This window comes from Parendozoicomonas sp. 2304DJ65-17 (assembly GCF_058148445.1).
In genome coordinates this window covers 535,861-552,356 of sequence record NZ_JBYVJV010000003.1, presented here as the reverse complement: position 1 = coordinate 552,356, position 16,496 = coordinate 535,861, and the positions used below count along the sequence as shown (strand labels likewise).

The window sequence follows — 16,496 nt, the reverse complement described above, 5'->3', positions numbered from 1 at the left end:
TATGGGTAGGCGCAGCGTTGCTGGAATGCTGGTTGCCTTTCAAAATGCTGCAACGCAGCCATAGGAACTCTCGGGAATGCCCTTCGGGTGGCTCTGAATGCCACCATCCGCTGTGTCAGGCTTGCTCAATGTAGAAAAACTACGATTGTCACAAGCCTTCCTAACGCCTGACGGCATTCAGAGCCACTGAGTCGTATGTTTAATTGAGAACGCCCCCTACACCGATTCCGGTTGATCTGGCAGCAACACAGGGTAGCTGACAAAAGAACCCTGCGGGTCGTTTCCTTTGCGGATATGCATAATCTTCTGGGGAAGTTCCATCACAATGGTGGCAATTGTGCCGAACTCCCCGTAGCCGGGAACCAGCGAGGTATGCCAGGTCTGATGAACTGGCCATGTGTTATTGGAGCGATCTGAGAGTAGCCGTTGCATAGTGGCAATATTCTGCTGACGAAGAATTGTGGTCAGCCCAGCCAGAGTTTTCAGGCGCTCGTGGGAGCTGGCGTGAATGCCGCCCTCAGGGGTTAAACGCCGACCCAGGTAATGATTGGTGTGCAGGCTTATCTGTCCGGGTGGAGATAGAAACCAGCAGCTGTTACCGGCAAATTCTACGCAGAACTCCTGCCCGGTATTGCAGGCCATGGTCAAACAGCCAATGCGCGCGCCAGGAGTTGAGCTGGCCAGATCCCGGGCCTGTTCCAAGGACGAGGTTTCCAACAGCGCCCGCATAAGGATATGAAGGGGCACACCTTCACACCTGCGGCGAAGGCGCAACATATTCAGGCATAAGCCAAGGCCGCAGTTGTTCAGGCCAATCTTTCCAATAATGCCTGGCTCGGTAAAAGTCAGAATCTGGAGGTTATTGTCCAGAGTGATATGGAGCAGGGCCGCCATATCCAGCAGAGGTTTGCTGAAATCCCAGTTCTGGCCAAGCAGGCCATTGTCCCGAAAAGTGATAGTGCTGCATTCCATCTGCTGGCTGATAAGTTCAGAGCGCGCATTGAGCACATAAATCCAGTCTGCGGGTTGGTGGGCGGCATCGGCAAGAGCATCAATTTCTTCGCAGTAATCGGGATGAAATTTATGGATCTGCTCACGAAAGTAGCGGCCGGTGGTGTGGACTTCCGCTTCTGTCATCCGCAACAGGCCGGCATAGAAGGCGATGGTGCTGGCAATGTTTTCTGCCAAACGGGCACCGTGTGTTGCCCCTCGGTCTTCAGCGGAACCAGACAGTGCGATCATTGGGAAACAGTCGGTCATCATCAAACTCGTGGCTATCTGTTGCCATGGATCAATGGCAGAACTCGGGTCTGTGGTGCAGACTGAAACAGATACTGTCCGTCATCAGGATTTACCAATGAAAAAAATTACCATTTTTGGTCGCTCCGGTTGTGGCTTTTGTGCCCGGGCCAAGGAAGTTTGCGAGAGCAAAGAGCTGGAGTTTCGGTATATCGATGTGCATGAAGCAGGCATCGGTCAGGCCGATCTGGAAAAGACCATTGGTAGAAAAGTAGAAACTTTACCGCAGATTTTCCACGGTCAGGATTACATTGGTGGTTATGTAGAGCTGGAAGCTTTCCTGAAGAAAGAAGGTGTTATCTCTGCCTGATTTTCCAGTTAGCCCGGTATCACTGGGATAGGGGGTGTTCACAATTAAACATGCGACTCAGTGGAGCTGAAAGCCGTCAGGCGCTAGAAAGGCTTGCGCGAATCGTAGTTACTCTACATTAAGCAAGCCTGACGCCGCGATGGCGGCTTTCAGCTCCACCCGAAGGGCATTCCCGAGAGTCTCTATGGCTGCGTTGCAGCATTTTGAAAGGCAATAAGCATTCCCGCAATGCAGCGCCTAACCATAGAAACTCTCGGGAATGCTGAGTTCGATGTTTAATTGTGAACACCCCCTAATGCTTTTATCTTTCCTTTTGCACTTCCCCCTGTCGTTCACGTTACAATGCTTCTGTTTGGAGTAGAGCTGTTCGGCAAATTTCAATGACACAAATAACAAAAAAATTCCGATCTCTGGTCATTCGGGGTGGAAATGATGCCTTGCAGCATCTTGCTGACAATGGTTTTCAGCAACAGCATGTGAAAGCCATGCTGGGGGCTTCCGGTGGACCAAAATGGTTTGTACTGAGTGGCCTCGATAAAGCCCTGCTTGGGGAAACCTTCAAAGATCGCACTGATCCCCTTCATTTGCTTGGTAGTTCAGCAGGCTGCTGGCGCTTTACCTGTTACGGCATGGCTGATCCTGTGGCAGCTATTCATCGGTTTCAGGAGGCATATATCGCTGATTCCTATGAAAAGCGGCCTACAGCGGCAGAAGTGACAAACAATGTAAAAGGTATTCTGAAAGAAATTCTTGGCGATAACGGGGCAACAGAAATACTGAATAACCCGGTTTTTCGTTTGAACCTTGTAGTTGTTCAGGGGCATGGACCACTGGCTTTTCAGAACGTGCCTTTGCAAATGATGGGATTAATGGCAGCCTCTGCTGGTAATGCTGTTCATCAGAGACTGCTGGGGACACTGTTTTCCCGGGTTCTGTTTCAACACCCTTCAGGTGATTTTCCCCTCGGTACTTTAAGCGATTTGCCAACTCGCAGTGTAAAACTGACCGAAGAAAATGTGGCTGATGCCGTACTGGCTTCCGGCTCTATTCCCATGGTGCTTGAAGGTGTGAAGGATATTGCCGGAGCAGGGAAGGGGCTTTATCTGGATGGTGGAGTAACGGATTATCATTTTAATCTTCCCCTGACCGTTGATGATGGGCTGGTGTTGTATCCTCATTTTCGTGAGCAGCCTGTTCCTGGCTGGTTTGATAAAGGCCTGCCTTGGCGTAAACCCGATGCCCATAATTATCGCCGGACTTTGATTGTTGCTCCTTCTCCCGAATTTGTCAGTAAGCTGCCTTACGGCAAGATTCCTGACCGTAAAGATTTCACAAAGTTAGATACAGATGCCCGGCAGAAGTACTGGCGTATTGCTGTAAAGGAAAGTGAGCGGCTGGGGGATGAGTGGCTGGAGCTGGTGGAGAAACAGAAACTGGGGGAGGTCGCACAGCCTTTAACATTCTAACAAGTTGGTTTGTATCTCTACTCTTTTGATACCAAAAACCATCTTTTTCTGTCTAACCGTTGTTATGTGACATAGTCAGGATTAAAGGTGTGACAGATGATAGATTCCCCTGAGAACAGAGATACGATGTGGTGGAACGAGGGGGAAGATTTACCAGCGATAAGTAATGAAGCTTCCTCCAAAGCTTATGGAGAACCTGTATCCGTGCAGGTGTTGATGTCAGGAACATCCTCTGATGTGTTTTTAACGGATACCAAACCTCTGGGAGATTTCTCTATATCTGTTGCAGGTGGGCCTGTTGTTTCTTCTGTTTCTAAACCATTAATGCTTAATGGTGATGCTTTTGAGCTCACAGTAACTCCTCATGGCAAGTTGAGCCGCACTTATGTAGATCTTATCCAGCTTGCTATTCAAGAGAATGCGGGCTCGGCCTCCCTGAGCGAAATCGTTGAGTGGATAAAAAGCCGCTTTTCTTCAGTTTTTGAAGAACTGTGGACAAAAGAAGAACAAATGAAAAAGGCTCCTAAATCAGAAGCTCAGCAAGGCTGGAAAGGTGTCTACAACACCATCAGACATACTTTGACCATAAGTAAATGCTTTATAAAAGCTGAGAATCTAGCAGGCCAAATTAGAAAAGGTGGGAAATGGATGTATGACTCTCAGAAGCGAGCTTCAAAGCAAGCGCGGTCAAGGGTGAAAACAAAACCGTCTTGCTCAACGACTTCTGCAGTAAAACCTTCTCCTCCAGTTTTTTCTCTGCCAGAAGGCATCAGGCTTGGCCAAAGTGACCTGCCTTCAATCTCTGTTTTATCTGAAACGTTTTCTATCGTGTACCCTTAACTCTCGATTGTTTGCATTTGAGCCTCCCAATTAACTTTTCTCTTATATTGTCTTAGTATCAAAAGATAACTTTTGGAACGTATTCCCCCAAGGGTTGTCCGGGGAGGCTGATTGGATGTTCATCGATCAGCAGTGCAAAGGATGCCTGATATGGAAGTGGGCTTATTCAATCCCTGCAAAGTATCGCAAACTCTTCTTGACCGTAAGGGGGAGAGTTAATGGCTTTGCGCACACCATTCAGTTACCAGGTTTCAGCCTACGACTGCGTTCCCATATCGTTTATCAATGCGCTGGCCTATCTGTTTGATCGCGATGATATTCCCCCGCTGGTGATTCAGAAAATCTATCTCTACTGTCTGGATACAGTTACCACTCAGGGTGAACTCGGGCATGGTACTACCGGGCTGGCTGTGGCTTTGCTGGGCAACTGGTTGCAGAAATACCGTGATGATAGTTTTGCTCTCACTACAACCTACCTTGAACGGGATCGTTTTTCGGTCACTGAAAAAAGCCCTCTCTCAGAATGCCTGAACCGAAAAGGCACTGCGCTGGTACGTTTGCATACCGGCAAAAACCTCTGGCACTACGTGTTGGCATTGAGCATGGATGATGACTGGCTTTATGTATTCGATCCCTGCCGCAGAAAACAACGTAATATTGTTCGCGGGCAGGTGGAATATTTGCCCGAGGCCAAAGAGCAACAACCCAATCTTCGTATTCGCCGCCAGTGGCTGGATACTCTTTCAAACCGTAAGCGTTTTTGCCTGGGCACTCTCCGCGAGAGAGAGTGTCTGCTGATCGAAAAGCCTGCCCAGATTCACTGATTTCTCCAAATTTATTTATTGTCACATTTGACAATAAACCCTCTTGGGTTTATAAATTGTCACATGTGACAATAAATGAGATTGGCCATGGCCAGACCCAGTAAAAAAGAAGAGCGTACCGAACAGGTTCTTCAGGCATTTCAGCGTTGTGTTGCCAGATACGGTTTAGAGGGAAGCTCTCTGGAGCGTATTGCCGAAGAGTCTGGCCTTCAGCGCAGTCTTGTTCGCCATTTTGTTGGTAACCGCAATGACCTGATTCAGCGATTGGCAACAAGGGTCGTGGAACAGTCTGACCAACAGTGGCAGGAGTTGATGGTTTATCTGCCAGAGAAAGGCGCGACAAAGTCTCTGCTCGAAGTATTGTTCGACTATCAGGGTTCTGATCCGGAACTGTTAATGGTGGTTGAGTCGTTGATCTTTGCATCCGCACGGGATGCGTATTTGAAAGAGTTAATGCGTGGATGGCTGCAGCGTTTTACCGATGATGTTGTGTCTATCCTGAAGCGGGACTTTCCGGCCGCGAATAGTACAGATTTGCGAGCCGTTGGATTTGGTGTGGTGTCTCTCTACTTTAATCTGGATTCTTTGAATCCTCTTGATCTGATTGACACCTACCGGGTACCGGCCCGACAGGCTGCGGAAAAACTTATTTCAACTTTGCATTCTTAAAGACTGAATTTTTAAAGGAGTCTCTGACTATGTCCTGGACTGTTTATCTTGGTATCGCGTTATTGGTTTGGGTGGCCTGGGATCTGTTTGCCGGCAGTGTCTGGCTACACCGTGAGTACCGTCGCTCAGAAGAACCATTTTCCTACTGGTTGCTGATACTGGTTTGGCTTGCTGTTGCTGTGTCGTGTTTTTACTGGTGAGGAAAGATGATGGGACTGCCAAAACATAACCCGATTATCCGTGGGCTCTACGCACTTTTGATTGTTGCAATGTTTGCTTTTCTTGGCTGGTGGACCACTTTGCCAGATGTCAGCAGCTGGTACTGATAATTACAATACTTAGAGGGGGCCACCCATGTGGGGAACAGATTTTTTTCAGGGCTGGGGTGAGAACACCTGGCTGGAATATATCGAATATGTCTCGTTCGATATTTACGACTGGGTCGTTGTATTTGCTGTTTTGTTTTTAGGATTGGAGCTGTTGGATGAGCTGGTGACCCGACGCTTCAAGAGAGAGCGTTTCTATGAAACCTTGTCCAGCCTCTTTACCCAGGTTCCGGTTTATCTGGCAGAGGGCGTAGTGTTTGCCGGAGCGGTTTATCTCTACTTTACCATTTACGAATATGTGCCATGGAAACAGCCAGTGAATGGTTATACCGCTATTCTGGTTTTGGTGCTGGCAGATCTGACTTATTACATTGAACACTACGCCTTCCATAAGATTCGTTTGTTCTGGATGGCTCATGCCGTGCACCACAGTTCATCGGTTATGAACACGGCCACAGCGTTCCGGTTCAGCATATTTGATCCGGTGGTATCGGTTACTTTCCACTTGCCTTTGGTATTGATGGGCTTTAACCCGATTCTAATTTTCGCCGCTGAAGTTCTGGTTCAGGCTTATCAGTTCTGGCTCCATAACGAGATGATTGGCAAGTTGGGGCCTCTGGAATGGGTATTCAATACGCCATCGCACCACCGGGTGCATCACGGTTCCGATGATAAATATCTGGATAAAAACTTTGGCGGTATTCTGATTGTTTGGGATCGCTTGTTTGGAACCTTCCAAAAAGAGGAAGAGTTGCCGAAATATGGCTTGACTGAACCTATGAACAGCAAGAATCCCATTGTCGTTCAGTTTTCTGAGTTTCCCGGTTTGTTCCGTGATCTGCGTCGGGCGAAATCCGCTTCCGAAGTCGCAGGCTATCTTTTCCGAGGCCCCGGCTGGAAGCCTCAGGGCGCTAAGTAAACTTTCTCTCGAGGTTAATATGTATCGTTTTTTATTGACTGCGTTTCTGGCAGGGGCTTCCTGCACCCTGCAGGCCGCTGATCTAGACATTGAACTGAACGGCATTCGTAATGGTCAGGGCAATATTATGATGTCGCTGTTTGATAATGCCTCAGCTTTTGAGCAGCAATCTGTGGGCAAATCCGAAGCCGTTCTGGCCCAGAGAGCCCAGCGTGGCGCCATGAAATTCCGCATCTCCAACCTGAAACCAGGCAAGTATGCGTTGATGATTCATCACGATGAAAACAACGATGGGGAAATGGAGATGGATGGCAAAACCCCTGCAGAAGGTTATGCCTTCAGTAAAGGTGGTGGCCGCTTGGCTGCTCCCTCTTTTAAGCGTGCCACTCTGGACATTATTGAAGGTACCAACACAGAAACATTGTCAGTGATCTACCTGAAAAACTGATGTCGTTGTTTTCACGTTTTCCGCTGTATTGCCACTGAGCGAAGGAGTCGACATGAAGGTTTATATTATCAAAGCCTCTCGGAACAGCCTGTTTAAGGATTACAAACGCTTTATGGCGGCTCCTCCCCAGAGCATTTTCTCAATCACTGCGGTGACTCCGGAGTGGGTTGAGGTAGAGATGATTGATGAAACTTCGGAAGGCCCGGCAGATCTGAAGATGGATGCTGACTTGGTAGCGATCTTTATGTCGACACCCGATGCCTTCCGCGGTTATGAACTGGGTGATCATTTTCGCTGTCGAGGTATCACAGTGGTTTTTGGTGGTCTGCATGCGTCGTTTGTGCCTGATGAAACCCTTGAGCATGCTGATGCGGTGATGTGCGGGGAGGCGGAACAACTCTGGCCGCAGCTGCTGGATGACTTAAGCAATGGTGTTCTGAAACCCCGTTATGAAAATGCTGAGCCTGTGCCCATGTCAAACATGGCACCGTATTCCCATGAATATATTGATCTGAAACCTTACGATGAAATGGGCTCGGTGATGGTGTCCCGGGGCTGCCGGTTTAAATGCGATTATTGCACTGTGCATAAGTTCTTTCCTACTTTTCGTACCCGCCCAGTCGGTGAGGTGGTCGATGAGATTAAAGCATCCGGTTTGGAGTATCTGGAACTTCATGCCGACAACCTGATCGCTGACCGTGACTACGCCATGGAGCTGTTCCAGGCATTAAAACCGCTGAATATAAAGTGGATGGCTGAAGCCACTCTGAATATTGCCCAGTACGACGATATTCTGGAAGCTGCTGCAGAAAGTGGTTTGTTCTATCTGCTGGTGGGGGTGGAAACCCCAAGCCAGGAAGCATTGAAAGCCAGTGGCAAAGGCTTTATTCGAGTGAATAAGGTAAAGGACAATATTGCCAGGCTTCATGAATATCAGATTGCCGTGGACTCCGCCATGCTATTTGGCTTTGATGCTCATACTCCCGATATTTTTGAAGAAACCCTGGAGTTTGCTGACGAAGTGGAATTCGACAGTTGCTCTGCCGCTATTCTTACCCCGTTCCCGGGTACCGATTTTTATGATCGTATGGAAAAAGAAAGGCGTTTGCTGACAAAGGACTGGTCTTTGTACGACTGCAGTCATGCGGTTTTTGAACCCAAACATATGACTCCTATGGAATTGGAGCAGGGGGCTGACTGGTATCACCGCAAATACAACAGCATTGGCCGTTCGGCGAAGCGAAAAATTACCCGTACTAAAAATCTTGGCTTCGTAAATGCCATGTACTTCTGATTTGGTCAGCTTTTTACTCCCTGTTGTATGGCCTGAGCGGCCAGTTGTTGGAGTCTGGTTTTGAGAGAACGTTTTAAGAATATTAAGTGGCGGGCATTGCTGGGAACGGCAGGGGTTGTGATTGCGGGCTGGTATCAAATTTACTGGCTTTGGGCCATTTTGATTTTCTTATTGGTTGTGCCGGATATAAGAAGCGGCCATACACATTTTTTTGAGCCAGTCAGCCGGAAAGATAATCCGTTTACCTTCTGGTTGATCAATAGTGTCTGGCTGTTGTTTGCTCTTTGGTTATTGCTAATTTAATGGAACTTTAAAAGAAAAGCCCCGAGCAACTTATGTTGTTCGGGGCTTTTTAATAACCGCAGAACTTAAGGATCTTTACACAGCTTCAGCAGCAGTCAGACCTTCGGTCTTTTCCAGCTCGTCAGCTTTCTTCAGCATGTTGCGGATCATTACGGAGGAGCCCAGAGCTACAACTACCATGGCGGCAGCAGCAACAGTCAGCATGCCGAAGTAGTCACCGTATACAGTCTGTACGAACTGCTGGGTGATTTCCTGGCCTTTCTCCATGGCGATAGCGCCGGAGATTACTGCGCCAACGATGCCGGACAGAGCCATGGCAACGGAGAACAGGGATACGGAGAAACCTTCGATGTGCTTAGGAGTTACAGACAGGATGAAGGCAACAACCAGGGAGCCAACGATAACTTCACCGAATGCCAGGAAGCCGTGGATAGCCAGGAACAGGTCTGGGCTGGTGGTTACGTCTTCACCGATGTTCTTCACCGCCATGGTCAGCAGGCCGAAAGCAGCAACAGTCAGTACGAAGGAGATGGCAATCTTGGTAGCGGTAGACAGGTTGATGCCGCGCTTTTCCAGAGAAGTGAAGGTTGCAGTGATCACAGGACCAGCAACGATACACCACAGTGGGTTCATAGCCATGGAAGCTTCAGGTGCCAGAGGGATGAAGCCCAGCAGGTCGCCACGCATGGTGTTGATGGTTACCATGGTCATGGAAGTCATCATCTGACCGTAGTATACGAAGAACGCAGTAGTCAGCAGACCCATTATCAGGATGGTGCCCATACGCAGAGCTTCAGCCTTGGTAGCTTTGGTCATCAGGAACATGAAGTAAACAACAGCCGCGGCAGCGATGGCGTATACGATGTACTTACCAGTTTCCATATCGTTGAACATGAAGAACACCATGCCCAGCATCGCTACGGACAGACCCAGGAAGATGCCCTTGTTCTTGGCAGATACTGGAGTCTGGTCGATGTCTGCGCCGATCTCTACCAGAGGCTTGTGGAAGATGATCAGGGTAGCGGCACCCAGAGCAGCCAGAGTCGCGGACAGAGCGAAACCACCGTTAAAGCCGATTGCCAGGATGAACATTGGGTACAGGTACTGGCCCAGCAGTGCACCCACGTTGTTCACGGAGTAGTTGATTGGGTAGCAGTTCTCGAAATCTTCCTGAGACTTGAAGGTACGCTTGTACAGGCTTGGGTAGGATGGAGACATCAGACCACGGGCGTAAGACGCCAGTGCGATACCGAACATGGACATGCCAACGTTCAGAGTAGATGCACCCAGTGCCAGCAGGCCGTAACCGGTCGCGAAGCTGATGTAAGCCAGAGTCAGGGAGCGCTTGGCACCCAGGAATTTGTCGGCGATGAAACCACCGGCAATGGCGAACAGAGGGCCGATAGAAGAAAACGCACCCACGATCATCATGGTTTCGGCTTCGCCGTATTGCAGTTCTTCCAGGAAGAAGCGGGTGAGGATAATCATCACGCCGTAAAAAGATAAGCCAAACATCATTTGGCAGAACATCATTGACTTGTTCAGTCTATTCCACATAAAGGCACCGTAAATAGTTTAATTTGCTATGTGGGATGCAATACGCCTTGCCTCTGTAAAGAAACTGTATTCACAGAGAGGGTGATCCAGGCAACAGAGGCCAGATGTATTGAATCTGTAGGTCGCAAATTTGGTCAGTGAATTTTGCGGTGGTTTTATAACAAAAACTATCGTCGAAAATGCTGTCCCAGAGCATACTTTTTGATGATAAAAAGCGCAGAACTACGGATTTTGTAAGGGTTTTTCGATGTTTTTGCGGGGTTTTATGGTGTTGTTGGATCAGGGAAAAAGACCAAATTATTTTTATAAAATAGAGTTTTGATCTTTCTTTCTGTTGGAATGGGTTTATTCCGAAAAATAAACTCTTTAATAAAATGTCAAGACTGTGTGAATACGGCCATTATTAAGGTTTAATTCTTTTGTTCTCTTTTTTATTCCTGTCAGGACATGTTCTGCATTATTAATCTTGCGGACATAATCAAACAAACAATCACGATCATCGGGCGAATAAGTTTCTGCCCTTTAGTCAGCACCATTTTGGAACCCATGCGGGCACCAATAAACTGGCCAGCCATCATCACCAGCCCAATACTCCATAAAACATGGCCGCCGAACAGGAAAAACATCAGCGACGCAATGTTGCTGGTGAAGTTAAGAACCTTGGTGTGGGCTGTGGCCCTGGGCAGAGACATTCCAAGTAAAGTGACACAGGCCATGGCAAAGAAAGAACCTGTGCCGGGGCCAAAGAAACCATCATAAAAACCAATACTGAAACCAATGGTGAGAGCAAAGGTATTTAAAGAGATGCGTTGTTTTCCACCTTCCATGTTTTTGGCAAACATAAAGTAGCCGGCAATGGCGATCAGCATTACCGGAACCATGGATACCAGAATATCGGAGTTGATTTGCTGTACCAGAAGTGTTCCCACAGCGCTGCCTATAAAGGTGCAAAGAATTGGAAAGCGCATCTCTTTCAGGTTCACAATGCCAGCACGGACAAAATAAAAGCTGGCACTAAAGCTGCCGCCGCAGGCCTGTAATTTGTTTGTGGCCAGAGCTTGCAGGGGAGGGATGCCAGCAGACAACATAGCAGGAATAGTAATCAAACCGCCACCGCCAGCCATCGCATCAATACATCCGGCAATGGCGCCGACAGAAAACAACAGCAAAAGAATCTCCGGAGAGAAAATCTCCATTCAGGTACCTACTTCAATTTAGAAATCAAACAAAGACTAAGCCCTGGCAATCATAGCGGTTACCTGAAGAGGAATCCTTAGTGAAAATCAACAAATGTTGAAATAGTGTGGTTTCTTTAGGGCGTGGCGCCAGCAGCCTTCATACCCGCCTGATGGGCGTTCTCCATAAAGGGAGGTTTTCGTCTTGGTTTGCCGGACGCCAGGTCGATGCAGACATAGTTAATATCTGCGCGCAGCAGGGTGGTGTCATCCTTAGCTCGGATAATCTGGAAGTGCCGGGTCATGCGCAGGCGATCACCGCCGGTAAGCCAGGTTCCGATATAAAGGAGGTCACCCGCTCTGGCAGCAGCCAGGTATTCCACATGGGTCTCTCGGGTTGCCATGCCTATGCCGGCTTTTTTCCACTCATCCCAGGGGGCGCCCAGTTGGGTAATATGTTGCCAGCCTGCTTCTTCAAGCCAGTGCAGGTATTGCACATTATTCACATGACCAAGGCGGTCTTCGTGCTCCATGCCACAGGAGATACGCCAGGTAAACGGGTTGGGTAAATCCCAACTTAGTGAAGATAGAGGCATGTCGGCTCCGAAAGGCTTTTGGTTCATATTAACGGAAAGTCGTTTCTTCGGTCTTCTCAGTTTTGTTACTGACTGTATAATTCTTTCCATTATTTCGGTTGATGAAAAAACATATTATGAGTTCCTTACGAGACCAGTTACTGAAGTCCGGTGTTGCCAGCAAGAAACAGCACCAACAGGCCCGCACCCAGAAAAAGAAGCAGAAGAAGCAAGGGGTTGATGTTCAGGCCGAGCAGCGCAATCGCTTGGAAGAAGAGCGTAAACAGCAGATTGAGCGGGATAAAGAGCTGAACCGCAAACTGGAAGCTGAGCGTGCCGAGAAAGAGAAGCAGGCCCAGATTCGTCAGATTATCCAGACCAATACGGTCAAGCGGGAAGATGGTGAAAACAGCTACAGCTTTGTTGATGGCACGAAAATCAAGAAGTGGTATCTGGCCGACAAGCAGATTGAAGAGTTAAGTAAAGGCCGTCTGGCTCTCGCTAAACTGGGTGACGAAGAGTACGCCCTGATTGCTGGTAAGGTTGCAGAAAAGCTGGCAGAACGTTTGGCCGATGAGGCGGATAAGTACCTGCTGGTCAGCAATAAAGGCAAGCAGGACGAAGTGGATGAAGATGATCCTTATGCCGATTACCAGATTCCTGATGATCTGATGTGGTAATCAATTAGAGATACACCTGAGCCGGTATCGATCCTTGCCGGCTCTTTTTGAAAATCATAGTAAGCCCCCCTCTTATTTGATGATATTTTGGACACTGACGTTCTCATCATTTAAACCTATTAATTAGACATATCAATTTTCAAGGCTTGTTAGGGCTAAAAGTAGGGAGAACGTCATGGCTTTTCAGGAAGGGGAGTCACTACCGGATTATTCTGTTTATGAGTTTGATGCTGATCAAGGCCCTGTAGAGCGTCGGTTACCCGATCTGGCTTATAAAAAGAAGATTGTCGCTATCGGAGTCCCCGGCGCTTTTACTCCGGTTTGCAGCGAAGGTCATTTACCCGGCTATCTGATGCACCATCAGGATTTCATGGATATGGGCGTTGATGAAATCTGGTGCATAGCGGTAAACGATGCATTTGTGCTGAATGCCTGGGCTAAAGACCTGCATATTGATGGCAAGGTTCGAATGCTGGGTGATGGCTCTGCGGAGCTGGTCAGGGCGATGGATGTCACTCTCGATTTAACAGCAAAAGGAATGGGGGTTCGCTCAGACCGTTTTGCCATGGTGATTGATAATGGCCAGATCACCCATTTTCTGAAAGAAGAACCTGGGCATTTAATGCATACCGATGCTGCTTCTGTTCTGGAAATCCTGAAAGAGGAAGTCGATATCTAAGGCTGTATCGCCTGCAGGTTAAGATTTATGCCGTTATTCACCTGCTCCTGTCGGGCACATTCCTGCTCCATCGCCAAGGCAGGCTGCAGATGATCAGCAATCTCGACAATATTGCCAATCATATTGTCGAGCAGTTCTGCAGATGTCGTTTCCGCAGTAGTTCGGTAAGTCAGGGTGATACGTTCACCAACGGTATCCCAGCCTAAAACAGCTCCACGGGTTTCCAGCGCGTAGGCATTCAATTGCATGGCAGCTTCAAGGCGTTTTCGACGAATTTCCCCAGTTCCCACAGGGGTGATTTCCACCACTATAAAAAGGTCATCGCTGTAGGCTGGGGCTTCGATGCTGACAGGTAACCGGTTATCAAAGATAAAGGCGCATATCCTGCCGCTTTTATCCAGTGCTTCATTATCAATTCCGGCAAACTGCACCCAGGCTTTTAACAGTTCAATGGCAGTCATAATCATTCCCTGATCAGGCCACCGTATGGCGGCGGTGATACCTTTGATAATAGAAGTGATTCAAGTCGTGCTGGAGTTGTTTTATCGGTTTTGTTTTTTCCGGTTTGAATTCATAAACAGATTTGGTACTGAGACTACTGCCAAACTGTGCGATATAGGAAGTGGCTTTAGTTTTCAGTGCTGACAGTTTTTGAGCTGCGGTAGTCAGTTTGCCGCTGAGCCAGAGTGAACCTGCAAGAATTCTTTTCCCCAGTGCGGTAAGGCCGCTGACATGCAGAAGGGTTTTTGCTGTCTGCTTCAGCATCAACCCTTTGAACTTCAGCTTATCGTTATAAATTACTTTCTGAAGTGTTTTCAGGGCAGCGCCTTCAGGAGCCAATTGCAAACGTTTGATGGTATTTTCTGCAACACCGAGGTTTCTTAAAAAAGTCACAGATTCTTTTAGCTCTTCACCTTCAGAGGAACGTAACCTCTTCAGGAAAGCCCGCTCGGCCACACCAATATTTTCTTTTGCCATAGATTCCAGAGGCTTGCCCAGAGTCATCAGCTGGGAAGCCTTCTCTCGGGTTTTAGCGAGCTTGCGATTGTGCAGGCCATCAAAAGCCATAGTGCCGATTGCTGTCGCAGTGCCGACAGCTCCCGCTGCTACCAAAGCTGCTGGAGCGCCAATACCGGATGCGGCCAGGGCAATACTGGCTCCGGCACTGAACGTACTGACGGCAGTATTCAACAGATTTTTTCGGGCGCGGATGGTGCGTTCTTTCTTAATGTGACCGGCAAGCGCTTTCAGCAAAGGGTCATCGGTTTTCTTTTCTGCTGATGCCAGATTGTTCAGTGCCGCAACCTGAATGCCAGTTTTAATGCCGGAATGGATAGCACTGATGGTACTGGCTGCAATTGCAACTCCCGGAAGAGCTTTCGCCGCTGTGGTGCTGACACTTTCGGCAATAAGAAACGAGGAGGTGGTGATACCAAGCCCGGTAATAGCCAGATCTTTTAAATCCGTTAATCGGTCTACAGCGGTTTTCTTTCGGGAGCGGGTCAGGTCTGTTTTATTGTTGGCCAGCTCTTGCAGACGTTTTTCATCTTTCGCCGATCCCTGAAAAGTACGGGTTTCGGCATCCCAGTCTTTTAACAGTTTCTGGGTTTCTCCCCGCTTCTTATGGGCAGCGATATCTTTGATTGCTGTCCATGTGCCTGTGGCCGCATCTTTTGCAAAAGTCAGACCTTGTGTCGCCAGTGCGACTCCCTGTAATGCTTGGAGCGAGCGGGTATATTCAGCAGTTTTTGTTGCAGCGCTGCCAGATATTGCTGCAGCACGTTTGGTAAATAACAAGGCAGAGTTCAGTACCCCACCAACAGTTCGAACCTGTCCGGCGACGGTGGCCACTTTCTCGGTTTTCGAGCTGCCTTTGGCAAAATGAAATTTGTTGGAGCCAAATGCGATGTTCTTGGCAATCTTCAAACCTGATGAGGAAAGGTCAGAAAGGCTTCTGCTCTGTTTGCCTTGAGGATGAACTTTGGCAACTGGCTGAAGGTGAGCCGGTTTGTGGAAATCCGCTCCGGGCCAGCTGTGGGAACGTTGCAGCCGCCCCGTTGGGGCGGACTGCCGGTGTTGGATGGTGGAATTCACTGGGCCGGAGCTTGTTGATCCTGTTCAGCTCCCGGCCCCTGCAGTGCCTGCATGGCCGTTACCATCGCCTGTTGCATAGGGATTTTGCTGGCGGCGAGATCAACAATACGAGTGAATACGGCAGAGATGATATGCCGGGAAATCAAAATTCCTTCATCGAGAAGTCCACCAATAGAGTTGGCATCTCCCCTGAGCATCAATCGTAAGGTCAATACATCATTCATCATCACGATGGATGCCGGAGCAAGAGCCGGAGAAAGAGCTGCGGCCAGAGTGGTGGCATTATCGTTGGGAGTAATTTTCACAGAAGTGAGCATAATGGCCGTCAGGTCACCAACTTCCTGCTCGTAGCAGAACAGTTCACTCTGCAGATCTTCGGCAATATTAAAAATCCAGCTGATGGCCGGATCTTCAGCCTGTTGCTCCTCAGGAGAAAGCTGCTGTGTGGTGAGATGGCTGACAATGGCCTGGCGTGTCTGTGGGTTCATTCTGTCAGGGCTCCGTAGAAACTTTCTGAGAGAAGGTCGGCCATTTTGCGGGCATCTTCCGGGGCAGGATTTATTTCACAAATGGATTTAACTGTTTGCTGAATCAGCGGAATCAGAATCTGCACAGCGTTGAAGAAAGGAATGCAGGATATTGGATATTTGATTCCCATCAGCTGGCTCTGCCGAAGAACTATCTGGCTGGTACGCATATCAACCAGCATGGCCATAGGGCTGAGCAGGGCAGTGGACTGCTGCATAAAAGCACTCAGGGCATTCAGGTGCTGCTCAAGGTTTGGGCCTTCTGGGAGGGTGGCATCCAGAATCAGGTTCACATTCTGATCGGGGCTTACGCCGGGAGTGATTAAAGCAGTCAGAACCGCCTTTTCATTATTCAGGGTGGTGAACCGGCTTTTCAGAGCTATGCCGTATTCATGGCGAGATGCGCCAACCTTGTCCACTTCCAGAGACTTCAGCTCTTTCTTGAGTCGTCTGGCGACTGGCTTAAGGGCTTCTTCATTAATAGCGGGTGCGTTCAATGTTTCTGGCTCCT

At 48.6% G+C, this 16,496-nt stretch carries 19 protein-coding genes; 11 read left to right on the top strand and 8 right to left on the bottom strand.

The genetic code is table 11. The features are described from left to right. Positions 1-216 precede the first annotated feature (216 nt). On the bottom strand, positions 217-1,263 hold the full coding sequence (locus ACY2RR_RS11810) for a C45 family autoproteolytic acyltransferase/hydrolase (RefSeq protein ID WP_490108346.1): 1,047 nt from the start codon (positions 1,261-1,263) through the stop codon (positions 217-219). Between the two features lie 94 nt (positions 1,264-1,357). Between ACY2RR_RS11810 and ACY2RR_RS11805 the strand changes: the two genes are divergently transcribed. The 9 genes from ACY2RR_RS11805 to ACY2RR_RS11765 all read left to right on the top strand — a co-directional run bounded on the left by ACY2RR_RS11805 (position 1,358) and on the right by ACY2RR_RS11765 (position 8,395). Beyond that, positions 1,358-1,609 carry a GrxA family glutaredoxin gene (locus tag ACY2RR_RS11805; protein WP_490108345.1) on the top strand — a complete coding sequence of 84 codons (252 nt, stop codon included), beginning with the start codon at positions 1,358-1,360 and terminating at the stop codon, positions 1,607-1,609. A 380-nt stretch (positions 1,610-1,989) separates the two neighbouring features. After that, the gene (locus tag ACY2RR_RS11800) at positions 1,990-3,075 is read left to right on the top strand and encodes a patatin-like phospholipase family protein (RefSeq protein ID WP_490108344.1); all 1,086 of its coding nucleotides are present in this window, start codon (positions 1,990-1,992) and stop codon (positions 3,073-3,075) included. Between the two features lie 96 nt (positions 3,076-3,171). Next, positions 3,172-3,915: a forkhead box protein gene (locus ACY2RR_RS11795; protein ID WP_490108343.1), complete on the top strand. Its 744-nt coding sequence runs from the start codon at positions 3,172-3,174 to the stop codon at positions 3,913-3,915. A 218-nt stretch (positions 3,916-4,133) separates the two neighbouring features. Further along, entirely contained in the window at positions 4,134-4,739 is a 606-nt protein-coding gene (locus ACY2RR_RS11790) for a hypothetical protein (protein ID WP_490108342.1), read from the top strand. Positions 4,740-4,826: 87 nt separating this feature from the next. Further along, on the top strand, positions 4,827-5,408 hold the full coding sequence (locus ACY2RR_RS11785) for a TetR/AcrR family transcriptional regulator (RefSeq protein ID WP_490108341.1): 582 nt from the start codon (positions 4,827-4,829) through the stop codon (positions 5,406-5,408). Positions 5,409-5,437: 29 nt separating this feature from the next. Next, the gene (locus ACY2RR_RS11780; protein ID WP_490108340.1) at positions 5,438-5,608 is read left to right on the top strand and encodes a hypothetical protein; all 171 of its coding nucleotides are present in this window, start codon (positions 5,438-5,440) and stop codon (positions 5,606-5,608) included. Positions 5,609-5,762: 154 nt separating this feature from the next. After that, on the top strand, positions 5,763-6,653 hold the full coding sequence (locus ACY2RR_RS11775) for a sterol desaturase family protein (RefSeq protein ID WP_490108339.1): 891 nt from the start codon (positions 5,763-5,765) through the stop codon (positions 6,651-6,653). Positions 6,654-6,672: 19 nt separating this feature from the next. Beyond that, positions 6,673-7,101, top strand: coding sequence for a DUF2141 domain-containing protein (locus tag ACY2RR_RS11770; RefSeq protein WP_490108338.1), 429 nt, complete (start codon positions 6,673-6,675; stop codon positions 7,099-7,101). Between the two features lie 52 nt (positions 7,102-7,153). Beyond that, the gene (locus tag ACY2RR_RS11765; RefSeq protein ID WP_490108337.1) at positions 7,154-8,395 is read left to right on the top strand and encodes a B12-binding domain-containing radical SAM protein; all 1,242 of its coding nucleotides are present in this window, start codon (positions 7,154-7,156) and stop codon (positions 8,393-8,395) included. A 378-nt stretch (positions 8,396-8,773) separates the two neighbouring features. Here ACY2RR_RS11765 and ACY2RR_RS11760 read toward each other — a convergent pair whose 3' ends face one another. The 3 genes from ACY2RR_RS11760 to ACY2RR_RS11750 form a co-directional block, all read right to left on the bottom strand. Then, positions 8,774-10,255, bottom strand: a complete 1,482-nt coding sequence (locus tag ACY2RR_RS11760; protein ID WP_490108336.1) for an MFS transporter — start codon at positions 10,253-10,255, stop codon at positions 8,774-8,776. A gap of 440 nt (positions 10,256-10,695) precedes the next feature. Beyond that, positions 10,696-11,451: a TSUP family transporter gene (locus ACY2RR_RS11755; protein WP_490108335.1), complete on the bottom strand. Its 756-nt coding sequence runs from the start codon at positions 11,449-11,451 to the stop codon at positions 10,696-10,698. A 116-nt stretch (positions 11,452-11,567) separates the two neighbouring features. Further along, the gene (locus ACY2RR_RS11750; RefSeq protein ID WP_490108334.1) at positions 11,568-12,026 is read right to left on the bottom strand and encodes an acyl-CoA thioesterase; all 459 of its coding nucleotides are present in this window, start codon (positions 12,024-12,026) and stop codon (positions 11,568-11,570) included. 116 nt (positions 12,027-12,142) lie between these two features. On the opposite strand from ACY2RR_RS11750, the gene ACY2RR_RS11745 reads away from it, so the two are divergent. Continuing rightward, the gene (locus ACY2RR_RS11745) at positions 12,143-12,685 is read left to right on the top strand and encodes a DUF2058 domain-containing protein (protein WP_490108333.1); all 543 of its coding nucleotides are present in this window, start codon (positions 12,143-12,145) and stop codon (positions 12,683-12,685) included. A gap of 175 nt (positions 12,686-12,860) precedes the next feature. Then, positions 12,861-13,364 carry a redoxin family protein gene (locus ACY2RR_RS11740; protein ID WP_490108332.1) on the top strand — a complete coding sequence of 168 codons (504 nt, stop codon included), beginning with the start codon at positions 12,861-12,863 and terminating at the stop codon, positions 13,362-13,364. On the opposite strand, the gene ACY2RR_RS11735 is transcribed toward ACY2RR_RS11740, so the two are convergent. The 4 genes from ACY2RR_RS11735 to ACY2RR_RS11720 are packed head-to-tail and all read right to left on the bottom strand — an operon-like array spanning position 13,361 to position 16,482. Then, positions 13,361-13,825, bottom strand: coding sequence for a CesT family type III secretion system chaperone (locus ACY2RR_RS11735; RefSeq protein WP_490108331.1), 465 nt, complete (start codon positions 13,823-13,825; stop codon positions 13,361-13,363). The two genes, ACY2RR_RS11740 and ACY2RR_RS11735, sit on opposite strands and share 4 nt — an antisense overlap. Positions 13,826-13,838: 13 nt before the next feature. Beyond that, on the bottom strand, positions 13,839-15,458 hold the full coding sequence (locus ACY2RR_RS11730; protein ID WP_490108330.1) for a hypothetical protein: 1,620 nt from the start codon (positions 15,456-15,458) through the stop codon (positions 13,839-13,841). Further along, the gene (locus ACY2RR_RS11725) at positions 15,455-15,946 is read right to left on the bottom strand and encodes a hypothetical protein (protein ID WP_490108329.1); all 492 of its coding nucleotides are present in this window, start codon (positions 15,944-15,946) and stop codon (positions 15,455-15,457) included. Before ACY2RR_RS11725 ends, ACY2RR_RS11730 begins: the two co-directional genes overlap by 4 nt. Then, on the bottom strand, positions 15,943-16,482 hold the full coding sequence (locus ACY2RR_RS11720; RefSeq protein WP_490108328.1) for a hypothetical protein: 540 nt from the start codon (positions 16,480-16,482) through the stop codon (positions 15,943-15,945). Before ACY2RR_RS11720 ends, ACY2RR_RS11725 begins: the two co-directional genes overlap by 4 nt. Positions 16,483-16,496 lie beyond the last annotated feature (14 nt).